Origin of the sequence: Thermovirga sp. (assembly GCA_012523215.1) — a bacterium.
GTDB lineage: Bacteria > Synergistota > Synergistia > Synergistales > Thermovirgaceae > 58-81.
Genome location: JAAYIZ010000252.1, coordinates 1 through 4,676, shown reverse-complemented (window position 1 = coordinate 4,676; position 4,676 = coordinate 1). Strand labels below are relative to the sequence as shown.

Sequence of the window (4,676 nt, the reverse complement as noted above, 5' to 3'; positions counted from 1 at the left end):
TGACGGGGCTACGGAGAAGGTGCTACAATGCCCGTCGTTCGGGGCGTAGCGCAGCCTGGTTAGCGCGCCTGCTTCGGGAGCAGGAGGTCGGAGGTTCAAATCCTCTCGCCCCGACCAGAAGAGGGAAGGGGGATCCCGTTCTTTGGGGGGATCCCTTTTTTTGATGGGGACCTTATAGGGCTAAAAAAGTCTGACGAAAGTTGACTATTGATCATGGGGATCCTATAATTACAGGTGCGGGGGAGCATAATGGAAGACTCGGTCGTGGCGAGAAATCGAAAGGCCCGGCATGATTATTTTATTATCGAAACCGTCGAGGCCGGGATGGTCCTCACCGGGACGGAAATAAAATCGGTCAGGTCCGGGAAGATAAACCTGAAGGATGGATACGCGAAGGTTCAGGGTTCCGAGGTGTGGCTCTACAACGTCCATATTTCTCCCTTTGAGCAGGGCACCTATTACAACCATGAGCCGCTACGGCCGCGGAAGCTCCTCCTGAATGCCGGTGAGATAAGGCGCCTTGGCTCGAAGACCAGGGAAAAGGGCCTGACCCTTGTTCCCTTGACGGTTTACCTCAAGCAGAACCGTTGGGCCAAGGTTGAACTGGCCCTGGTTAAAGGTAAGACGGGTTTTGACAAGCGAGAGGCGATTGCCGAGAGAGATGCCAGGAGGGACATCGAAAAGGCCGTCAAGGAAAGACGGCAACGAGAAGTTTGACAATTGAATATGGGGGCGACAGGTTTCGACGGCAGGATGGAGGATTACGGGCAGCGTGCCGAGTTGCCGGAACTCGTAAAACACGGCGCAAACAATAATTGCCAACGAAAATTACGCACTGGCCGCTTAAATAGCGTCCACGTCCCTGGGGGTTTCCGTCGCCAGGACTCCCAGTGGACGTCACCTATGGCGACTGCCCCTCGCGTGATGCTCTCGAACGCGAGGTCAAGCCCAAGAGGGCTGGGGTGAGGGCATCCCGTCTCCGGGAGGCCTGAACCGACATAAAAACGGAGACTGCGCACGGAGAAACTCGTAGTCGGCCCCTGTCGGACCGGGGTTCGATTCCCCGCGCCTCCACCATTTAGAAAAAATAAACCCGTCTCTCTGGGATCATTCTCCCAGGTGACGGGTTTTCTTTTTCCCTTGTTTCGAAATCCGGGGATTCCTGAAACGGGACTATTGGAACCATCAACGTTTCTTCCCCAGGCTCGCCGCAGCATCGAACCGGCCATGGTATGGGGTAAGCTCTGCCATCTCCACGCCGGATTCCCGGCCATCGGAGTGCCAGAAGGCCCAATACTGGCCCGGAGCCCACCCCCCTGGCCGACGTCCGTAGACGACAGGGGATCGGCACGCCACGATTAGACCGTCCGACCGGGACTGCGTCTGATCCAATGGAGAACTGATTACCTTCACCGGCCTGCAACGGGACCTCCGCCCATCGACGGGCTGGAAGGATTCCGGTCCGATGGGCACGGCATGTACCATCGGATGATGGTGGCTGCGCACCCCGATTCCAACCTGGACCTATGGGATGCCATGCCCTCCATACGTGGAGAAAGTTGCCAGTGACCGGTGGTTACGCCTGTGAGCAGACATTTGCGGCCTTATTCAGATTAAGGCGTTTGACAACCGGATCCTGCCTAAAGTATATTAAAGGAAATTTTAAGTTGGGGAAGCTGTGCCCAACATCTTCGTCGTTGCCTCTGGTGTGATGAAAAACCAATTGCCTGTGAGGACATAGAGAAATGGCCGAGATGGGAAACCACTGGTTATCAGTGGACGAGACAGGCAAGTACCCTGGTACCAACAGTGACGTCCCGTATCGCTGGGTCGACAAGCGGGCGATGCCCGGCCATCGGCGTGGCACCTACGAAATCACCAGGACTCTTCCGCGGGAATTGAAGGGGCAACTGTCCCAGCCGGAAGAGATCGCGGCCTTGCTTGAGGGGATAGATGAATGAACGAGATGTTACTGCCGGAAGCGTTTCTTCAAAAGCCTGGAATCCAGATCAATCTGGGATCAGTCAAGGCAGATTTCTGACTTGAAAATGCCGATGGTAAAAAATTCATGAAGTTGAAACAGATCGAAGTGCATGGTACTCAGATTCTTCACCCAAAAGATCGAGTACACCTATCGCTCACAGGCATAGCATCAATCGATATTATGCGTGCAAAAAAAAAGGGGCGTCATTTATACAGTTCTCAGGTCAAGAGCCAATTCAATGCTTCAACTATGATAATGACGGTACTCAGTCAACTTGGGTACCTTCGAAGGAACCTCTCGATATTGCACACTCTTCTGGCGCTGGAGCTCGGCTTGAGTTTGTTGTATTTGCTTTCCCTGTCTTTTACGGTGATCAGGACGTAACGGTTGAAACAATCAGCAACGACAACAAGACAGCGGGCTGGTGGCGTTGTGGGCAGATCGAGATTAAATATAAGCAATGGCACATCCAAATCTCAGCCCCTAGCAGAACCAAAGAGTGGGACAACGCCATCAAACAGTCAAGAGGATTGGCGGCCACACACGTCGGATTCATTCAGAAAACCGACGGCCAAGCCATGGATTGGGAAGAGACGCAGAACGTCATTACTTGCCTGCATTATTTCATGTCGTTTGCCAGAGGACATTGGCAACCTATTGGACATTTCAGACTCTTCTCGGACGATGGCATTTGCCTGCATGAACAATGGGGCATTCTGAGAGGTAGCGATCCGTTATCACATAACAACAGCCTGACATGGTGGAGCCCTTATCCACAGGCGCATCAACTTGCAGATGTATTCAAAGGATTTTGGGACTTGTGGAATGACCTGTCATGGAAAGAGGCGTTGCCAGAAGTGATCTATTGGTATCTACAGTCCAATCTGGCCGGTAGAGGTCATATGGGCGCTGATTCAGCACTGATCTTGTCTCAATCCACGCTGGAAAAACTTGCTTGGATCTATATTACTCAAATCAAAAAAGCCGTCTCGGAGGAAGCATTTCAACCGGGAAAGTTGCGGGCGTCTGATCAGATCCGACTACTGGCCACTCTAATGGATTTGCCCCACGAGATCCCGGATATCCTCGATTCCATCGAGAAAGATGTGAACGGCCAAAAGTTTGAAGATGCCTTCCATGCCATAACCAACATCAGAAATCAGCTCGTGCATTCCAAAAAGAAACACGAACTTGAATCAGACGCAGCATTTGATGCCTGGAACCTGTCGCAATGGTATGTGGAGATGTGCCTTCTCCGGCTAATGTACTAGAAAGGGCAATATGCTAATCGGGTGCGCCTCAATAATAAATGGGCGGGCGAAACGGAACCGGTTCCTTGGGCAATTACTGAGGAGGAAAGTGAATGACCTCCCAATCCCTGAAGTCCGGTTGGAAGATGGTTAAGTTCGGCGAGGTCGTCCAGAATGTTGCTGTACGTGTGGACCCCGTAGATACCAAAACAGATATCTTAGTTGGGTTGGAACATCTTGACCCCAGTACAATTCACCTGCGTAAATGGGGACATCCGGCCGATGTGACCGGACAAAAACTGGCCTTCAAAAAGGGTGATGTGATTTTCGACCGCCACCGTGAGTGTCAGCGCAAGCTCGCTGTTGCCAAGTTTGATGGAATCTGCTCGGCCCACGCCATGGTTGTCCGTGCCAAGCCCAAGGTAATTATGCTGGAGTTTTTGCCGTTTTTTCTGCAACTCGACATGTTCATGGAGCGGGCTATTGAAATACCTGTGAGCTCGCTTTCGCCCACAATTAATTGGAAAACATTGAAAACTTAAGAATTCCCCCTCCCCCACCTTGATGAACAGAAGCGCGTTATTGAGATATTATAGGCGGTGGAATCAAAACGAGATGCCCTTACCAAGGCCAATGAATCAATTAGCGTTTTGCCTGCCCATATTCTTAGGAACCTCTGAACAAAAGACCTTGATAGTTGCAACATCGGGACCTTGACAGCCGATTCCGTTTCCTGTGGATAAGCCAGGCTATATTGGCCTTTTGAAGATCATTTCAAGGCCTTCGGAGGGCTGTATAGCCCCTTTTGCCTCCTCTTTGGCCTTTTCCCCTATATCCAGGGACACTACGCCCCTGCCGGGAGCTAGAGCAGTTCCCTCCTGACCATGTAAAGGTTCGACAAAGCAAAAAAACATGGATGCCGTTGGTGTTCTTTGCAAGACCCTTGTAGCGAACCTTCCTGTATCCGAATATGTTCTTGACCACACCGAAGACGTGCTCTACCCTGACGCGGGTCCTGGAAAGCATCCTGTTCCTTTCCTTCTCCTCTTCCGTGAGCTTCCTGTTTCTGGTGGACCTTCTGTTCGTGTTATCCGAGGCCATGGGAGCCTTGCCGTTGATCTCTTCCGTCTTGCCTATCTAGGCCGAGTCCCCCATACTCCGCTTTCTCACCCCCCCCATGAAGGAGTTCGCCGATGAGATGCGAGTCGTGCCCGTTGGCAGGCGTAGTGACAAGGCTGTGGGCCAGTTTCGTGGCCCTGTCGACACCTATGTGGATCTTCTCGCTCGAAGTAGAACTGGTTGCCTTTCTTCGTAAGAATGCATTTCAGGGTCCCGCTTCTTCTCTTTGTTCTTCGTCGAAGACGGGGCGTTGATGATGGTGGCGTCGACGATGGTACCCTCGGAGAGCTTCAGTCCTCTGGATTCAAGATGGGCGTTGACCT

Annotated in this window: 5 protein-coding genes, 1 tRNA gene and 1 other RNA gene; 6 read left to right on the top strand and 1 reads right to left on the bottom strand. The window is 52.1% G+C overall.

Annotation, left to right across the window (positions count from 1 at the left end):
• The first annotated feature begins 39 nt into the window (after nt 1-39).
• The 6 genes from GX108_06980 to GX108_06955 all read left to right on the top strand — a co-directional run bounded on the left by GX108_06980 (nt 40) and on the right by GX108_06955 (nt 3,776).
• Nucleotides 40-117, top strand: a tRNA-Pro gene (locus GX108_06980).
• A 132-nt stretch (nt 118-249) separates the two neighbouring features.
• On the top strand, nt 250-717 hold the full coding sequence (gene smpB / locus GX108_06975; GenBank protein ID NLO56774.1) for an SsrA-binding protein SmpB: 468 nt from the start codon (nt 250-252) through the stop codon (nt 715-717).
• Between the two features lie 11 nt (nt 718-728).
• Nucleotides 729-1,077: a transfer-messenger RNA gene (gene ssrA, locus GX108_06970) on the top strand.
• 668 nt (nt 1,078-1,745) lie between these two features.
• Nucleotides 1,746-1,961 carry a hypothetical protein gene (locus GX108_06965; protein NLO56773.1) on the top strand — a complete coding sequence of 72 codons (216 nt, stop codon included), beginning with the start codon at nt 1,746-1,748 and terminating at the stop codon, nt 1,959-1,961.
• 553 nt (nt 1,962-2,514) lie between these two features.
• A complete protein-coding gene (locus GX108_06960) occupies nt 2,515-3,255 on the top strand; it encodes a hypothetical protein (protein NLO56772.1) in 741 nt (246 codons plus the stop codon).
• A 92-nt stretch (nt 3,256-3,347) separates the two neighbouring features.
• Nucleotides 3,348-3,776, top strand: a complete 429-nt coding sequence (locus GX108_06955) for a restriction endonuclease subunit S (GenBank protein ID NLO56771.1) — start codon at nt 3,348-3,350, stop codon at nt 3,774-3,776.
• A gap of 232 nt (nt 3,777-4,008) precedes the next feature.
• Here the strand turns inward: GX108_06955 and GX108_06950 are convergent, their stop codons facing one another.
• Entirely contained in the window at nt 4,009-4,335 is a 327-nt protein-coding gene (locus GX108_06950; protein NLO56770.1) for a transposase family protein, read from the bottom strand.
• Nucleotides 4,336-4,676: the final 341 nt, after the last annotated feature.

What these genes read in the sequence shown, in the direction of transcription:
- smpB (NLO56774.1), top strand. Translation starts at nt 250, where the DNA reads ATGGAAGACTCGGTCGTGGCGAGAAATCGAAAGGCCCGGCATGATTAT.
- GX108_06965 (NLO56773.1), top strand. Translation starts at nt 1,746, where the DNA reads ATGGCCGAGATGGGAAACCACTGGTTATCAGTGGACGAGACAGGCAAG.
- GX108_06955 (NLO56771.1), top strand. Translation starts at nt 3,348, where the DNA reads ATGACCTCCCAATCCCTGAAGTCCGGTTGGAAGATGGTTAAGTTCGGC.
- GX108_06950 (NLO56770.1), bottom strand. Translation starts at nt 4,335, where the DNA reads ATGGCCTCGGATAACACGAACAGAAGGTCCACCAGAAACAGGAAGCTC.